The organism is Pseudomonas sp. JL27(2026) (assembly GCF_056933555.1).
On sequence record NZ_CM167794.1, the window covers coordinates 2395117 to 2414920 of the forward strand.

General features: G+C 62.5%; 1 protein-coding gene. It reads left to right on the forward strand.

Annotated elements, in window-relative coordinates; translation table 11 throughout:
• Positions 1–274 precede the first annotated feature (274 nt).
• Positions 275–19630, forward strand: a complete 19356-nt coding sequence (locus AC1Z1G_RS11110; protein WP_483626963.1) for a non-ribosomal peptide synthase/polyketide synthase — start codon at positions 275–277, stop codon at positions 19628–19630.
• Positions 19631–19804: the final 174 nt, after the last annotated feature.

Genomic DNA, 19804 nt, shown 5'->3' on the forward strand with positions numbered 1-19804 from the left:
CCATTTCTGACCATTGCGCAGGTACGCGCCGATGGGGAGAGGGTGCGCGGCATGACCCCATTGAATTCGAATCAACTGCCAACGTCGATGTGCTTTGCGCAACGCACGGATAAATCACCGAGAAGGATCTTATGGAACTTTTTTCTGCAGCCGTTGTGGGCAACGTGATCGCGAAAGGACCTTCTTCAAGCGATCCATGTAGTGAAAAGTCGGCGTGTCCGGCCTTGATTCCGAGCCGTTCAGGGGCGGGCCAGTCTGCTCGGGGGGATAAGGCATGAATCACACACTCCTGATCCCGCAGACATTCTCCCTGACGGCAGCCCAGCGCGATATCTGGCTCGACCAGGTAAGCCGGGGCGACTCGCCGCTCTACAACATCGGTGGATACATCGAAATCAACGGGCGTGTTTGTCCTGCGATGATTCAGCGTGCGGTGGAGTTGCTGGTGGAAAAGCATGACGCCTTGCGCACCGTGCTGTTGGCCGATTCCGGCCCCGACGGCGTACCGCTGCAGTCTTTTGCCCACTCGTTACCGGTCCTTGTGCCGTTGCACGACTTCTCGACGCAGCCCGACCCGTTGGCGGCCGCGCAGGTCTTGATGCAGCAGCAGATGGCGTTGCCCTATCCGCTGGGTACCGGCCCCTTGTTCCGATTTTTCCTGATCAAACTTGAAGACGAGCATTTCTTCCTGGGCACCCAGGCGCATCACCTCATCCTTGACGGGTGGGGCTTCGGCCAGATGCTGCAGTCTCTGGGAAGTCTCTATAGCGCACTGGAGCAGGAAGGTGAGCCTGATTTGTGGGCAGCGTCTTATATCGATTTCATTCACGACGATCACCGCTATCACCACTCTGCGCGTTACGCCCGTGACCGGGCTTACTGGCTGGACAAGTACCAGACGGTCCCCGAACCCTTGTTGATGCCACGTTATCGAGATCGTTATGTTGATGGCATTGCACCGAGCAGCACTGTCGTGCGGCCGTTTCCGGTTGGCCTGCACGAGCGAATGGGGAAGTTGGCGAAAACGTATCAGGCGTCACCTTTCCACGTGTTGCTGGCCGCCCTGTATGTCTACTTCACCCGCACTACGCAGCGCGCCGAGTGGGTGGTGGGGCTGCCGATCCTTAATCGTCCCAATGCCGGATTCAAGTCCACCCTGGGGTTGTTCACCCAGGTCAGTGCGGTGCGATTGCGCTTGAGCAATGACCTGTCGTTCGGCGGACTGATCCGTGCGGTACGCGATGTGCTCAGGCAGGACTTTCGTCATCAGCGCTTCCCCTTGAGCGAGATGAACCGTGCTCTGGGGCTGCTGCGCGATGATCGTGCGCAGCTGTTTGATCTGTCGGTTTCCTACGAACAGGAAGACCACGATTACCGCTACGGTCAGGCCCTGGCGCATTCGGTGAAAGTGTCGAACAACCACGAGCAAACGCCGCTGACCTTGCACTTGCGCACCAACAGTTACCACGACAAGGCATGGGCCCATTACGTCTACAACGAAGCATATTTTGAACGCGCCGAGATCGAGGCGCTGGCCGAGCGCTTAACCTGTGTCCTGGAGCAGGGGCTGGAAGATCCCGGTTTGTCGATTCGCCATTTCACCCTGATGACGCCCGCTGAAACCGAGCGGTTGCGTCAATGGAACGCGACCGATAAAGCCTACCCCGGCGATCAGACCCTTCACCAATTGTTTGAGGCGCAAGTCGCGGCCCGGCCTCATGCCGCAGCGGTGACGTATGCCGACCAGGCACTGAGCTACGACGAATTGAATGCACGCGCCAACCAGGTCGCACATCGACTGTTGGCCATGGGGGTTCGCCCCGATGACCGGGTAGCAATCTGTGTCGAGCGGGGGCTTGAGATGGTCGTCGGCCTGCTCGGGATTCTCAAGGCGGGTGCCGGTTATGTACCGCTGGACCCGGAGTACCCGAGCGAACGGCTCACCTACATGATTGAAAACAGCGCCCCCACGGTGTTGCTGACGCAGCAGGCCTTGCTTGAGCGCCTGAACCAAACGGCGGCCCCCGTGCTGCTGCTCGATAGCCAGGGGCGCGATGCCGAGGCAATCGGTCGTCAGCCACGCTCCAACCCCGATGTCGGCGGCCTGTCCCGCGCGGCCCTGGCGTACGTGATCTACACCTCGGGCTCCACGGGGCAGCCCAAGGGCGTGGCCATGCCCCATGGGCCACTGGTCAATCTGCTGCAATGGCAGATCGGGCAGGCAACCCAACAAGGCCGAAGAGTGCAGCGCACGCTGCAATTCGCCGCACTGGGTTTTGATGTGGCCTTCCAGGAGGTGTTCAGCACCCTGTGTGCCGGTGGTGAATTGTCGATGATCCATGCCGACATTCGGTTGAATTTCCGAGGGCTGTTCCAGCACATCTGCGAGCACCGCATCGAACGCCTGTATCTGCCGTGCATCGCGCTGCAAGCGCTGACGGAAACGGTGGTCGGTGACGAGCAGTTGAGTCAATTGCAGTGTGCGTTGGCCGATGTGATTACCGCCGGTGAGCAACTGCGCATCACCGAACCCATGCGCACCTTCTTCCGGCGTCTGCAAGGCTGTCGCCTGCATAACCATTACGGTCCCACCGAGTCACACGTGACCACGGCGCTGACGCTTGCGGGCGATGCAACGGGTTGGCCCATCCTGCCATCGATCGGGCAACCCGTGGCCAACACCCGCATCCACCTGCTTGATGAGCAGCTTCAGCCAGTCCCGCCAGGCGTCGCCGGGGAGATCTACATTGGCGGTGCGTGCGTGGCCCGTGGTTACCTGAACCGTGAAGACCTGACCCGCGAGCGTTTCATCGTCGACCCTTTTTTCAGCGAAGGCTCATCGCGTCTGTACAAGTCCGGGGATCTGGGGTGTTACCAGGCCAATGGTGATATCGAATACCTGGGCCGCAACGACGGTCAGATCAAGATCCGTGGGTTTCGTGTCGAACCTGGCGAGGTCGAAGCCTGCCTGGCCCTGCACCCAGGCGTACGCGAAGCGGCAGTGGTGGTTCGCGAAGAGGTCGCGGGTGACAAGCGACTGGTGGCGTACTTTACGGGGCACACCGGCCATGAAGTGCCGAATGTCGATGGATTACGTCGTTACCTGCAAGGCTTGTTGCCGGACTACATGATTCCCGCTGCCTATGTGCAGCTGGAAACACTGCCGTTGTCGCCCAACGGCAAGCTGGATCGAAGAGCTTTGCCGATGCCGCAGGCCGAGGCTTTTGTCTGCCGCGAATACCAGGCCCCGGTGGGTACCAGGGAAATCACGCTGGCCAGGTTGTGGGCCGAACTGCTGAATGTGGAGCGGGTGGGGCGTCACGACCACTTCTTCGAGCTGGGCGGGCACTCGCTGTTGGCGGTGAGCCTGATCGAACGTATGCGTCGGGCCGGGCTGAGCGCTGACGTGCGCGTGCTGTTTACTCAGCCAACGCTGGCGGCATTGGCGGCCGCGACCGAGGGAGGCACGGAAGTCGAAGTACCGGCCAATCGCATCCCTGCCGATTGCACACGCATTACCCCGGACCAATTGTCATTGGCAGAACTGGAGCAGGCCGCCATCGATTGCATCGTGGCGACGGTGCCCGGCGGTGCAGCTAATGTACAGGAGATTTACCCGCTGGCGCCGTTGCAGGAGGGGCTGCTTTATCACCACCTGAGTGCCGAGGCGCGTGATCCCTATCAGCAACACGCACTGTTCGCGTTTGAGGATGAGGCCCGGCTGCACGCTTTTGTGCAAGCGTTGCAAGCGGTGGTCTCGCGGCACGACATCCTGCGCACCAGCCTGGTCTGGGAGGGCATCGCGCAGCCCATGCAAGTGGTCTGGCGCGAGGCCGGGTTGAAAGCTGATCCGATTGCACTGGAGCCTGAGGCCGGGGATATCGTCGGGCAGTTGCGTGAACGTCTCGATCCGCGTCACTTCGTTTTGGGCATTCGCCGGGCACCGATGATGCGTGTCTGTTATGCCGAAGACCCTGCAAACAAGCGCTGGGTCGGCATGCTGGTGTTCCATCACCTGGTCAACGATGCGACGTCGCTGGGTGTGCTGATCGAAGAAGTCGCGGCCCATATGCAGGGCCGGGAGCAGGATCTGGCGCCACCCGTGCCGTATCGCAACTATGTGACCCAGGCGCGGTGGGGCGTCAGCCAGGAGGAGCACGAAGCGTTTTTCCGTCAACAACTGAGCGATGTCGACGAGCCGACACTGGCGCTCGGTTTGCACCACGACCACGACGATCATGAAGAAGGTCACTGGCTGCTGGAGGCTTCGCTCAGCCAGCGCGTGCGGGGGCAGGCCCGACAACTGGGCGTGAGTGCGGCGTGCCTGTGTCACTTGGCCTGGGCTCAGGTCGTCGGTTGCCTGTCGGGGCGCGACGATGTGGTCTTCGGCACGGTGCTGTTGGGCCGCTTGCAGGCTGGCGAAGGAGCGGATCGCGCCCTGGGCATGTTCATCAATACCTTGCCCCTGCGGGTCAACCTGGGCGAGCAAAGCGTGCAGGCAGCGGTGAAGGCCACCCACGCACGATTGAACGCCTTGCTGGCCCATGAACATGCCTCGCTGGCGTTGGCCCAGCGTTGCAGTGGTGTCGCGGCACCGACGCCGCTGTTCAATACCTTGTTCAACTACCGTCATGGCGGGGTATCGGATGAGGGGGGCGCATTGCGGGCCTGGCAGGGCATTGAGCTGCTGAGCAGCGAGGAGGTTGTCAGCTACCCGTTGATCGTGTCGGTGGATGACCTGGGTGACGGATTCAAGTTGAGCGCCGTGGCGCCAAGGGAAGTCGGAGCGCAACGGATCCTTGGTTACCTGCATACCGCGCTGCAAGGGTTGGTCGAGGCACTGGAGCATGGCCTGCAGACACCGTTGCACCGCGTGCCGATCCTTCCTGCCGCCGAGCGCCAACAGGTGTTGTTTGACCTTAATGCCACCGAAGCGGATTACCCCTGCGACCAGATGATTCACGCACTGTTCGAGGCCCAGGTTCGGCGCACCCCGGACTCGGTGGCGTTGGTGGCCGGTGAACAGCAACTGACCTGCCGCGAACTCAATGAGCGCGCCAACCAACTGGCCCACCACCTGCGCCAGCAGGGCGTGGGGCCAGATTCACGGGTAGCGATTTGCGTCGAACGCGGACCGGAACTGGTGATCGGCTTGCTGGGGATTCTCAAGGCTGGCGGGGCTTACGTGCCACTGGACCCCGGCTATCCGCGCGAGCGCATTGCCTACATGCTGCACGACAGCGCCCCGGTCGCGGTGCTGGTGCAAGGTTCGACCCGCGAACTGCTGGGCGAGGTGACGGTGCCGGTGATCGATCTGGGTCACCCGACCTGGCAGGACCAGTCCATTGCCAATCCGCAGGTTCTGGAGCTGACCTCGGGGCACCTGGCCTACGTGATCTACACCTCGGGCTCCACCGGGACGCCGAAGGGCGTGATGGTCGAGCATCGCGGGGTCAATAACCTGATGCACTGGAGTTCGCAGGTGTGCGAGGTTGCGCAAGATGCTGCGCTGTTGCAGAAAACCCCGTTCAGTTTCGATGCCTCTGTCTGGGAGTTCTTCTGGCCGCTCACCACCGGGATGCGCCTGGTGTTGGCGCGTCCTGACGGGCACCGCGAGCCGGCCTATCTGGCGCAACTGATTCGTGAACAGCGCATTACAGTGATTCAATTCGTGCCGGCGATGTTGCAACAGTTTCTGGAACTGGACGAGGTCAGCCAGTGCGTCAGCCTGACCGATGTGTTCTGCGGCGGTGGCGAACTCACCGCCGCGTTGGCCCGACGGGTTCAGGAACGGCTGCCACAGGTGCGTTTGCACAATGTTTACGGCCCCACCGAAGCCACGGTCGACAGCACGGCCTGGACCCTCGAACCCGGCGCGCCGGTGCCGGATGTTCAACTGCCAATCGGTCGGCCGATTCCCAACACGCGGCTGTACGTACTGGACGCCCACAACATGCCGGTGCCGCTGGGTGTGAGCGGTCACCTGCATATCGGCGGTGTCGGCGTCGCAAGGGGTTATGCGGGTTTGCCGCAATTGACGGCGGAACGCTTTATCGACAGCCCGTTCGTGGCCGGCGACCGGTTGTACCGTACCGGTGATCTGGTGCGCTATCGCCCCGACGCAAGCCTGGAGTTTCTTGGGCGCAACGACTTCCAGGTGAAGCTGCGAGGCGTACGTCTGGAGCTGGGCGAAATCGAAGCCCGACTGGCGGCGCACCCGGCGGTGCGGGAGGCGGTGGTGCTGGCGCGGGACGAGCGTCTGGTCGCGTATTTCACTCCGCGGGTCGCGGGCCATATCCCGGCAATTGAAGACTTGCGTGCCTATCTGCTGACGCAATTGCCGGAACACATCGTCCCTGCTGCTTTTGTTCAACTGGAAGCCTTGCCGCTGAGCCCCAACGGCAAACTGGACCGCAAGGCGTTGCCGGAACCGGGTCTGGAGTCGTTGCTCACTCGGGGTTACGAAGCGCCGGTGGGCGACATTGAAATCACTCTGGCCAGGCTTTGGGCCGAGGTGCTCAAGGTCGAACGGGTGGGGCGCCATGACCATTTCTTTGAACTGGGCGGGCACTCGTTGTTGGCGGTCAGCCTGATCGAACGCATGCGTCGGGTCGGGTTGTCGGCGGATGTGCGGGTACTGTTTGGCCAGCCGACGCTGGCGGCATTGGCGTCAGCGGTTGGCGGTGGCCGAGAGGTAGAAATCCCGGTCAACCGCATACCGTTTGATTGCACGCGAATTACCCCGGACCTGTTGCCGCTGGCGGACCTGGATCAAGCAGCCATCGACCGCATCGTGGCGACGGTGCCCGGTGGCGCGGTCAACGTGCAGGATATCTACCCGCTGGCCCCGTTGCAGGCCGGCATCCTCTATCACCACCTGTCGGTCACGCAAGGCGACCCCTACGTGTTGCAGGTGCAATTTGCCTTCGACAATGACGAGCGCCTGGAGGCTTTTGCCCAAGCGTTGCAGGCCGTGATCGAGCGTCACGACATTCTGCGGACCGCGATGATATGGGAAAACCTCGATCAGCCGGTGCAAGTGGTCTGGCGTCAGGCCCCGTTGGGACGAGAGGCGGTTGAACCGGACCCGAAAGCGGGTGATGTGTTGGCCCGACTGCACGCCCGTTTCGATCCCCGGCATTATCGGCTGGACATCACTCAGGCGCCGTTGATGCGGCTGGTGCATGCCCGGGATGAGGCCAACCAGCGGGTGGTCGCGATGCTGCTGTTCCATCACCTGGTGATGGACCATGTCGCGCTGGACGTGTTGCAACTTGAGATACAGGCCTTTCTGCTCGGCCAGCAGGCGCGGCTGGGTGAGGCGGTTGCGTACCGCAACTATGTCGCGCAGACGCGTCTGGGTATCAGTGAGCAGGAACACGAAACGTTCTTTCGCGAGATGCTGGGCGATGTCGATGAGCCGACCCTGCCGTTCGGTTTGCAGGATGTGCAGGGCGACGGCAGCGGTATCGAGGAAGCGACGCAACGGGTGCCGGCTGATGTGAGCCAGCGTCTGCGCGCCCAGGCACGCGTGCTGGGGGTGAGTGTCGCCAGCCTGTTCCATATGGCGTGGGCACAGGTATTGGCCGGTGTCTCGGGCAAGGAGCACGTGGTGTTTGGCACCGTGCTGCTGGGCCGGATGCAGGGCGGTGAGGGCGCCGGGCAAGCCTTGGGTTTGTTTATCAATACCTTGCCGTTGCGCATCGATGTAGGGACGCAAGGCGCACGGGCGGGTGTCGAGGCAACCCATGCGCGGCTCACAGCCTTGCTGGGCCATGAACATGCCCCGTTGGTGCTGGCGCAGCGTTGCAGTGGTGTGGTCGCGCCGTCGCCGTTGTTCAGTGCGTTGCTCAATTACCGGCACAGCGCGACCGCCACTATTCATCATCACCATGCCTGGCACGGGATTGAGCTGCTGAGTGCCGAAGAGCGGACCAACTACCCGCTGACGCTGAACGTGGATGACCTGGGCGATGGGTTCAGCCTGACCGCCATGACGGTTGCGCAGGTGGGGGCGCAGCGGATCTGCGGTTATGTACAGACCGCGCTGGAATCACTGGTCGAGGCACTGGAGCAGGAGTCGCCGGTTGCGCTGAACCGTTTGCCGATCCTTCCCGCTGCCGAGCGTCGGCATCTGTTGTTTGACCTCAACGCCACCGACGTGGACTACCCGCTCGATCAAACGATTCACGGTCTGTTCGAAACACAGGTTCAACGCACGCCGGATGCGCCGGCCGTGCTGGCCGGTGAACAGCGCCTGACCTACCGTGAACTCAACCAGCGCGCCAACCAACTGGCCCATTACCTGCGCCAGCAGGGCGTGGGGCCTGATTCGCGGGTGGCGATTTGCGTCGAGCGCGGGCTGGAGATGGTCGTTGGCTTGTTGGCGATCCTCAAGGCGGGCGGCGGTTATGTGCCGCTGGATCCGGCCTATCCACTGGAACGCATCGCCTACATGTTGCGCGACAGCGACCCGGTCGCGGTGCTGGTGCAAGGTTCGACCCGCGAACTGCTGGGCGAGGGGACTGTGCCGGTGATCGATCTGGATCACCCGACCTGGCAGGATCAATCCATTGCCAACCCACAGGTTCCGAAGCTGACCTCGGCGCATCTGGTTTACGTGATCTACACCTCCGGTTCCACCGGCCAACCGAAAGGTGTGCTCAACGAGCATGGCGCAGTGGTCAACCGTTTGCTGTGGATGCAGGACGAATACGGCCTGACCTCGTCGGACGCGGTGTTGCAAAAGACCCCGTTCAGTTTCGACGTTTCGGTCTGGGAACTCTTCTGGCCGCTGTTCACTGGCGCACGGCTGGTGATGGCGCGCCCGGACGGGCACAAGGACCCGGCGTACCTGGGTGAGGTGATTCACGCAGAACAGATCACCACGCTGCACTTTGTGCCGTCGATGCTCGACGTGTTCTTGGCCCATGGCGATGTCAGCCAGTGCGCAGGGCTGAAGCGAGTGATGTGCAGCGGCGAAGCGTTGCCGGGCAGTCTGGTACGGCGTTTCAAGGTGCAATTACCGGGCAGCGAACTGCATAACCTGTATGGCCCGACCGAAGCAGCGGTGGACGTGACAGCCTGGAACTGCGCTGGTCCGCTGGAGCAGACCCCGGACAACACGCCGATTGGTAAACCGATTGCCAACACCCGGATGTACCTGCTCGACGGGCAGCTACAGCCTGTGCCGCAAGGCGTGGTCGGTGAGCTGTACATCGGCGGTGTGCAAGTGGCCCGAGGTTACCTGCACCGTGCGGAACTGACGGCCGAACGCTTCCTGAAGGACCCGTTCAGCGCGGTGAAAAATGCGCGGATGTACCGTACCGGCGACGTCGCGCGTTACCTCGCGGACGGCAACATCGAGTACTTGGGACGTAACGACGATCAGGTGAAAATCCGTGGTTTGCGCATCGAACTGGGCGAAATCCAGGCGCGCCTGACCCAGTTCCCCGAAGTGAAGGAGGCGGTGGTGCTGGCCCGTGAAGACGTACCGGGGGACAAGCGTCTGGTGGCGTATTACACCACCCAGGCCTCGGCTGAAGCCCTGGACATCGAAACGCTGCGCAGCCATCTGCTGGCGCAACTGCCGGACTACATGGTGCCGTCGGTGTTCGTCCATCTGGAGGCGCTGCCGTTGAGCCCCAACGGCAAACTGGATCGCAAGGCGCTGCCGGCGCCGGGTCTGGGCGCGATGATCGTGCGCGGTTATGAAGCGCCGCAAGGCGAGGTGGAAACCCTGCTCGCGCAGATCTGGGCCGAGGTGCTCAAGGTCGAACGGGTGGGGCGCCATGACCATTTCTTCGAACTGGGCGGGCACTCGTTGCTGGCCGTCAGCCTGATCGAGCGCATGCGTCGGGTCGGGCTGTCGGCGGATGTGCGGGTACTGTTTGGCCAGCCGACGCTGGCGGCATTGTCGGCGGCGGTGGGCAGTGGCCGAGAAATCCGGGTGCCGGCCAACCTCATCCAGCCGGGCTGTGAAAGGATCACCCCGGAGCTGTTGCCGCTGGCAGACCTGACTCAGGACGCTATCGACCGTGTCGTCGCCAGCGTCCCCGGTGGCGCCGCCAATGTGCAGGATATTTACCCGTTGGCCCCGTTGCAGGCCGGCATCCTTTATCACCACCTGTCGGTCACACAAGGTGACCCTTATGTGATGCAGGTGCAGTTCGCCTTCGATAATGACGAGCGTCTGGAAGCTTTTGCCCAGGCGTTGCAAGCCGTGATCGGGCGGCATGACATTCTGCGGACTGCCATGGTTTGGGAAAACCTCGATCAGCCGGTGCAAGTGGTCTGGTGTCAGGCCCCGTTGGGACGAGAGGCGGTTGAATCGGACCCGAAAGCGGGTGATGTGTTGGCCCAACTGCATGCCCGTTTTGATCCCCGGCACTCTCGACTGGACATCACCCGGGCGCCGTTGATGCGGCTGGTGCATGCCCGGGACGAGGCCAACCAGAGGGTGGTCGCGATGCTGCTGTTCCATCACCTGGTGATGGACCATGTCGCGCTGGACGTGTTGCAACTTGAGATACAGGCCTTTCTGCTCGGCCAGCAGGCGCTGTTGGGTGAGGCGGTTGCGTACCGCAACTATGTCGCGCAGACGCGCCTGGGTATCAGTGAGCAGGAACACGAAACGTTCTTTTGCGAGATGCTGGGCGATGTCGACGAGCCGACGTTGCCATTCGGTTTGCAGGATGTGCAGGGCGACGGCAGCGACATCGAGGAAGTCTCACAACCGGTGCAGCGCGACTTGGGCCAGCGTCTGCGCACCCAGGCCCGTACGTTGGGGGTGAGTGCCGCCAGCCTGTTCCACCTGGCGTGGGCACAGGTATTGGCCGGTGTCTCGGGCAAGGCGTCGGTGGTGTTTGGCACCGTGCTGCTGGGCCGGATGCAGGGCGGTGAAGGCGCCGAACATGCCTTGGGGATGTTCATCAACACCTTGCCGTTGCGTGTTGATATAGATGAAACAGGCGTGGAGGCAGGTGTCAGAGCGACCCATGCACGGCTCACTGCGTTGTTGGGTCATGAGCATGCCTCACTGGCTCTCGCGCAACGTTGCAGTGGGGTGGCCGCGCCGGCACCATTGTTCAGCGCGTTGCTCAATTACCGGCATAGCGTGGTCGCGGCCGACTCGGCCGAACATCGCAGCGCCTGGCAAGGGATGGAGGTGCTGAGTGCTGAAGAGCGGACCAACTATCCGTTGACGCTGAGCGTTGATGATCGGGGCGAAGACTTTGGCCTGACGGCCATGGCGGTTTCCTTCATTGGTGCGCAGCGGGTCTGCGGCTATATGCACACGGCGCTGGAGCACTTGGTGCACGCATTGGAGCAGGCACCACAGGCCGCGTTGAACCGGTTGCCGATTATGCCGTTGGCCGAGCGTCAGCAACTACTGGTGGACTTCAACGCCACCCACGTCGACTACCCACGCGGGCTGACCATTCACCAGCGCGTCGAGGCGCAAGCCGCCGAACGTCCGCAGGCAATGGCGGCGTTTTATCAGGGGCAGGGCCTGAACTACGGGCAGTTGAACCAACACGCCAATCAGTTGGCCCATCACCTGCGCTCCTTGGGTGTGCAACCGGATGACCGGGTGGCGATTGTTGCCCGGCGCGGGCTGGACACGCTGGTCGGGCTGCTGGCGATTCTCAAGTCTGGCGCATGTTATGTGCCGGTTGATCCGTCTCATCCAGCCGAACGCCTGAGCTTTTTGCTCAGCGACAGCGGTCCGGTGGCGGTGTTGATGCAGCAGGATTTGCGGGAGCGTTTGCCGGTGCTGGACGTGCCGGTCATTGAGCTGGATCGCAACTGTTGGCAAGACCAACCCATTACGAATCTACAGATTGCCGGGTTGACGCCTGAGAACCTGGCCTACGTGATCTACACCTCCGGTTCCACCGGGTTACCCAAAGGGGTGATGGTCGAACACCGCACCCTGGCAAACCTGGTGAACTGGCATTGCGACGCCTTCAACCTGCATCACGGCAGCCATACCTCCAGCGTCGCTGGTTTCGGTTTCGACGCCATGGCCTGGGAAATCTGGCCAGCGTTGTGTATCGGCGCGACCTTGCACCTGCCGCCCGCCCATGACGGCAATGAAGACATCGATGCGCTGCTGAGTTGGTGGCGAGCACAACCGTTGGACGTGAGTTTCCTGCCCACCCCGGTGGCCGAATATGCCTTCAGCCAAAACCTGGAACACCCGACCTTGCGCACGTTGCTGGTCGGCGGTGATCGCCTGCGGCAGTTCGCCAAGGCCCAGCGATTCGAGCTGATCAACAACTACGGCCCGACCGAAGCCACGGTGGTGGCGACTTCGGGCTTGATCGAGGCCGGACAAACCCTGCACATCGGCAAGCCGATGGCCAACGCCAAGGTGTACCTGCTCGACGAGCAGAGGCGCCCGGTTCCGGTAGGTGTAACGGGTGAGTTGTATGTCGGCGGTGCTGGCGTGGCGCGGGGTTATTTGAACCGTCCGCAGATGAGCGCCGAACGCTTCCTCAAGGACCCGTTCAGCGACGATCCGCAAGCGCGGATGTACCGCACCGGTGACCTGGCGCGCTGGCTGGCGGACGGGACCATCGAGTACCTGGGGCGCAATGACGATCAGGTGAAAATCCGTGGTGTGCGCATCGAACTGGGGGAAATCGAAGCCAAACTGGCGGCACTGGACGCGGTGAAAGAAGCCGTGGTGCTGGTACGTGACGGCCGGTTGGTGGCGTATTTCACCGAACACACGCCGTTGGAGATCGAGCAACTAAGGACTCAACTGCAAGCAACCTTGCCGAGTTACATGCTGCCGTCGGCCTACGTGAAACTGGACAGTTTGCCGCTGACCGCCAACGGCAAACTGGACCGCAAGGCCCTGCCGGACCCGGACCTCGACGCGTTGCTCACCCGTGGTTACGAAGCACCACAAGGCGAAGTCGAAGCCACCCTGGCGCAGATCTGGGCCGAGGTGCTCAAGGTCGAGCGGGTCGGGCGTCATGATCATTTCTTCGAATTGGGCGGGCACTCGCTGCTGGCGGTGAGCCTGATCGAGCGCATGCGTCAGGCCGGGCTGAGCGCCGACGTGCGTGTGTTGTTCAGCCAACCGACGCTGGCAGCGTTGGCGGCTGCGGTGGATGGGTATCGCGAAGTCATCGCGCCGGCCAACCGTATAACGCCGGACTGCGTGCGGATCACCCCGGACCTGCTACCCCTGGCAACACTGAATCAGGACGCCATCGACCGCATCGTCGCCACCGTCCCCGGTGGTGTGGCCAACGTGCAGGACATCTACCCCTTGGCGCCGTTGCAGGAAGGCATCCTTTACCATCACATCACCGCTGAGCAAGGCGATCCGTACCTGCTGCAATCGAAAATGGCGTTCGACAGCCTTGAGCGTTTGCAGACGTTTGCCCAGGCCTTGCAAAAGGTCATCGAGCGCCACGACATCCTGCGTACCGGAGTGGTCTGGGAAGGCTTGCAGCAGCCGATGCAAGTGGTCTGGCGCAAGGCCGGGCTGGCCGTGCAGGAGGTGCTGCTGGACCCTGCGGCCGGCGACATCCTTGCCCAATTGCATGCACGCTTTGACGCCCGGCATTACCGTCTGGACGTCACCCAGGCGCCGCTGATTCGCATGATGTTTGCTCGCGATCAGCCCAATCAACGGGTGGTCGCCATCCTGTTGTTCCATCACATGGCGCTGGACCATACGACCATGGACGTGGTGGGCCAGGAGATGCGAGCCTACCTGTTTGATCAGGCAGAGTGTCTGGGCACCGCGGTGCCGTACCGCAACTACGTGGCTCAGGCCCGATTGGGTGTCAGCGAGCAGGAACACGAAACGTTTTTCCGCGAGATGCTGGGCGACATTGACGAACCGACGTTGCCGTTCGGTTTGCAGGATGTGCAGGGCGATGGCAACGATATCGAGGAAGCAACACAACCTGTGCCGGCCGCGCTGAACCTTCGTGTACGGGCACAAGCCCGGCAATTGGGCGTGAGCGCGGCGAGCGTGTTCCACCTGGCGTGGGCGCAGGTGCTCAGCCAAGTGGCCAACAGGCAGGAGGTGGTGTTCGGGACCGTACTGATGGGCCGGATGCAGGGCGGCGAAGGGGCTGACCGGGCGCTAGGCATGTTCATCAACACCTTGCCGTTGCGTGTCGATCTGGGTGAGGCCAGCGTACAAGCAGGCGTCAAGGCCACGCACGCACGGCTGACCAGCGTGTTGGGCCATGAACATGCGTCGTTGGCCCTGGCGCAGCGGTGCAGCGGCGTGGCTGCACCGTCTGTGCTGTTCAGTGCCTTGCTCAATTACCGGCACAGTGTTGTGGACGAACCGGCGCCAGACGGCCAGGACATGTGGGAGGGTATTGAGCCGCTGGGCGGCGATGAACGCACCAATTACCCATTGACGTTGAGCGTCGATGACCTGGGTAATGGTTTCAGCCTGACCGTGCTGGCGGTTCCCCACGCTGGCGCACAACGCATGTGCAGCTATATGCAGACAGCGTTGGCCTCTCTGATTGACGCAATGGAGCAGGCACCTCAGGTCGCGCTGAATCAATTGTCGATCCTGCCGCCGGCCGAGCGTCAGCAACTGTTGGTGGACTTCAACGCCACCCACGTCTACTACCCACAGGGGCAGACTGTTCACGGTGTGTTTGAGGCTCAGGCCGAGCGCATGCCTGATGCCCTTGCGGTCTGTCAGGGCGAGCAGCGTCTGACCTGCCGCGAGCTCAACCAGCGCGCTAATCAACTGGCTCATCACCTGTGCTCGTTGGGTGTGCAACCGGATGACCGGGTGGCCATCGTGGCCCGGCGTGGGCTGGACACCTTGGTCGGGCTGCTGGCGATTCTCAAGTCCGGCGCATGCTATGTGCCGATTGATCCGTCTCATCCGGCCGAGCGCTTGAGTTATTTGCTCAGCGACAGCGGTCCGGTGGCGGTGTTGACGCAGCAGGATTTGCGGGAGCGCTTGCCGGTGCTGGACGTGCCGGTGATCAATCTCGACAGTCACCTGTGGCAAGACCAACCCATTACGAATCTACAGATTGCCGGGTTGACGCCTGAGAACCTGGCCTACGTGATCTACACCTCCGGTTCCACCGGGTTACCCAAAGGGGTGATGGTCGAACACCGTACCCTGGCAAACCTGGTGAACTGGCACTGCGACGCCTTCAACTTGCACCACGGCAGCCACACCTCCAGCGTCGCCGGTTTCGGCTTCGACGCCATGGCCTGGGAAGTCTGGCCAGCCTTGTGCGTCGGCGCGACCTTGCACCTGCCACCTGCGCACGACGGCAATGAAGACATCGATGCGCTGCTCAACTGGTGGCGAGCACAACCGTTGGACGTGAGTTTCCTGCCCACCCCGGTGGCCGAATATGCCTTCAGCCACAACCTGGAACACCCGACCTTGCGCACGTTGCTGGTCGGTGGTGATCGCCTGCGCCAGTTCGCCAAGGCCCAGCGATTCGAGCTGATCAACAACTACGGCCCGACCGAGGCCACGGTGGTGGCAACGTCCGGGCGCATCGAGGCCGGACAAACCCTGCACATCGGCAAGCCGATGGCCAACGCCAAAATTTACCTGCTCGATGAGCAGAGGCGCCCGGTGCCGGTGGGTGTGGCCGGTGAGTTGTATGTCGGGGGGGCGGGCGTGGCGCGGGGTTATTTGAACCGTCCGCAGATGAGCGCCGAACGCTTCCTCAAGGACCCATTCAGCGACGATCCGCAAGCGCGGATGTACCGCACCGGTGACCTGGCGCGCTGGCTGGCGGACGGGACCATCGAGTACCTGGGGCGCAACGACGACCAGGTGAAAATCCGTGGTGTGCGCATCGAACTGGGGGAAATCGAAGCCAAACTGGCGGCACTGGAATCGGTGAAAGAAGCGGTGGTGCTGGTGCGTGACGGCCGGTTGGTGGCGTATTTCACCGAACACACGCCGTTGGAGATCGAGCAACTAAGGACGCAACTGCAAGCAACCTTGCCGAGTTACATGCTGCCGTCGGCCTATGTGAAACTGGACAGTTTACCGCTGACCGCCAACGGCAAACTGGACCGCAAGGCCCTGCCGGACCCGGACCTCGACGCGTTGATCACCCGTGGCTACGAAGCACCACAAGGCGAAGTGGAAGCCACCCTGGCGCAGATCTGGGCCGAAGTGCTCAAGGTCGAGCGAGTGGGGCGTCACGATCATTTCTTCGAATTGGGCGGGCACTCACTGCTGGCGGTGAGCCTGATCGAGCGCATGCGTCAGGCCGGGCTGAGCGCCGACGTGCGTGTGTTGTTCAGCCAACCGACGTTGGCAGCGTTGGCGGCTGCGGTGGGCAGTGGTCGGGAAGTCCAGGTTCCGGCGAACCTGATCCAGCCTGATTGCACACGGATCACTCCGGACCTGTTGCCCCTGGCAGACCTGAATCAGGACGCCATCGACCGCATCGTCGCCACTGTCCCCGGTGGCGTGGCCAACGTGCAGGACATCTACCCCTTGGCGCCGTTGCAGGAAGGCATTCTTTACCACCACCTCACCGCAGAGCAGGGCGACCCGTATCAGCAACATGCGCTGTTCGCCTTTGACAGCCACGAACGGCTGGACGCGTTTACCCGGGCGCTGCAAGGGGTGATTGCCCGGCACGATATCCTGCGCACCAGCCTGGTATGGGACCGTCTCGAAGTACCGATGCAAGTGGTCTGGCGCAAGGCCGGGCTAACGATGCAGGAAGTGGCGCTGGATCCGGCGGCGGGCGATACCGTGGGTCAATTGCGTGAGCGCTTCGATCCGCGTCGTTACCGTCTGGATCTGCGTCAGGCACCGATGATGTTCATGGTGTATGCCCAGGACCCCTTGAACAAGCGCTGGATCGGCATGCTGGTGTTCCATCACCTGGTCAACGATGCCACCTCCATGGGCGTACTGGTCGCAGAGATCGAGGCGCACGTGATGGGGCAGGCGCACCACTTGGCGCCCCCGATGCCGTACCGCAACTACGTGGCTCAAACCCGTTTGGGCACCCACCGAAAAGAGCACGAGGCGTTTTTCCGCGACATGCTGGGGGATGTCGACGAACCGACGCTGGCGTTTGGCGTGCAGTCCGGCAGCGGTGTTTACGAGGAACGCGAGCACCTGCTGGATACCTCGCTCAGCCGGCGCCTGCGGTTGCAGGCTCGACAGCTCGGAGTGAGTGTGGCAAGCCTGTATCACCTGGCCTGGGCGCATGTGCTGGGAAGTGTCTCGGGCCGCGACGACGTAGTCTTCGGCACGGTACTGCTGGGGCGGTTGCAGGCCGGTGACGGGGCTGATCGCACACTGGGCATGTTCATCAATACCTTGCCGCTACGAGTCAATCCGGGCGAAGGCAACGTACAGGCTGCGGTCAAAGCTACCCACATGCGCTTGAGTGCCTTGCTGGCTCACGAACATGCGCCGCTGACGCTGGCACAGCGTTGCAGCGGTGTCGCGGCACCGGCGCCGCTGTTCAATGCCTTGCTCAACTATCGCCATGGTGCGCAGTCCAGTGGTGATCAGGCACAGCGGGCCTGGCAAGGTATTGAAATACTGGGCCGTGACGGTAACGCAAGTTACCCGTTGATCCTGTCGGTGGATGACCTGGGAGACGATTTCAGGTTAGGCGCCCAGGCTCTCATCGAGATAGGTGCGCAACGGGTGATTGGCTATATGCAGGTTGCGTTGGAGGGGCTGCTCGAAGCCCTCGAACACAACCCGCAACAGTCGTTGCAAGGGGTGCCGGTATTGCCTGCACAGGAACGCAATCAGTTGCTGGTGGACTTCAATGTCACCGAGGTCGACTTCCCTCTCGAGCAGACCCTTCACTGTCTGTTCGAGGCGCAGGTCTTGCGTACGCCGGATGTGCCTGCGGTGCTCTGCGGTGAACAGTGCCTGACCTACCACGACCTCAACAAGCGCGCCAACCAGTTGGCGCATCACTTGCGCGAACTGGGGGTTCAACCGGATTCACGGGTAGCGATTTGCGTCGAACGCGGACCGGAACTGGTGGTCGGCTTGCTGGGGATTCTCAAGGCTGGCGGGGCTTACGTACCGCTGGACCCCGGCTATCCGCGCGAGCGCATTGCCTACATGCTGCGCGACAGCGTCCCGGTCGCGGTGCTGGTGCAAGGTTCGACCCGCGAACTGCTGGGCGAGGTGCCGGTGCCGGTGATCGATCTGGGTCACCCGACCTGGCAGGACCAGTCCGTTGCCAATCCGCAGGTTCTGGAGCTGACCTCGGGGCACCTGGCCTACGTGATCTACACCTCGGGCTCCACCGGGACGCCGAAGGGCGTGATGGTCGAGCATCGCGGGGTCAATAACCTGGTGCACTGGAGTTCTCAGGTGTGCGAGGCCGCGCAAGACGCTGCGCTGTTGCAGAAAACCCCGTTCAGTTTCGATGCCTCGGTCTGGGAGTTCTTCTGGCCGCTCACCACCGGGATGCGCCTGGTGTTGGCGCGTCCTGACGGGCACCGCGAGCCGGCCTATCTGGCGCAACTGATTCGTGAACAGCGCATTACGGTGATTCAATTCGTGCCGGCGATGTTGCAACAATTTCTGGAACTGGACGAGGTCAGCCAGTGCGTCAGCCTGACCGATGTGTTCTGCGGCGGTGGCGAACTCACCGCCGCGTTGGCCCGAAGGGTTCAGGAGCGGCTGCCACAGGTGCGTTTGCACAACGTTTACGGCCCCACCGAAACGACGGTCGACAGCACGGCCTGGACCCTTGAGCCCGGCGCGCCGGTACCGGATGTTCAACTGCCAATTGGCCGGCCGATTACCAATACGCGGTTGTACGTACTGGACGCCCACGACATGCCGGTGCCCATCGGCGTGACGGGGCAGTTGCACATTGCTGGCGTCGGCGTTGCGAGGGGGTATGTGGGATTACCGCCACTGACGGCCGAGCGGTTCATCAATGATCCGTTCAGCCAAGACCCGCAGGCACGGATGTACCGTACCGGCGACAGGGTGCGCTACCGCGCGGACGGCAACCTGGAGTACCTGGGCCGAAGCGACGACCAGGTGAAGATCCGGGGGTTGCGTATCGAACCGGGTGAAATCCAGGCGTGCCTGAGCCAGTTCCCCGAGGTGAAAGAAGCGCTAGTGCTGGCCCGCGAGGACATGCCGGGTGACACGCGTCTGGTGGCGTATTACACCACCCGGGCGGCGGAACACAGTCTGGGCATCGGCACCTTGCGTAGCCACTTGCTGGAGCAAATGCCGGACTACATGGTGCCGTCGGTGTTCGTGCATCTCGATGTATGGCCTCTGAGCCCCAACGGCAAGCTGGACCGCAAGGCACTGCCTGCACCGGGGCTGGAGTCAGTGAGCACTCGGGGTTACGAAGCCCCGGTGGGGGACACAGAGATTGCCCTGGCCCGGCTCTGGGCCGAATTGCTCAACGTGGAAAGGGTGGGGCGCCATGACCACTTCTTCGAGTTGGGTGGGCACTCGTTGCTGGCGGTGAGCCTGGCCGAACGCATGCGCAAGGAAGGGCTGGATGCTGATCTTCGGGCCTTGCTCAGGCAGCCGACGCTGGCGCAGATGGCCGACGCCGTGGGGCATGTGCAACGGCTGGAGGTTCCCGTGACCACGATTCCAGCGCTCAGCCGCAAGCGTCGTCTCTGACCACACAACATCGATCTGTCCATAAGGGGGCCGGCCATTTGGCCGGATCCCCGCGCACCGACTCGTCCCCTGCAAGGCCTTCGGGATTGTCCCGACTTCCCATGTCAGCCACGCCTGCCTGGATGTTTTAGTTTTTCAGACCTGCGGGGGAGCTCTTGCGGGCTCAATGCGCCC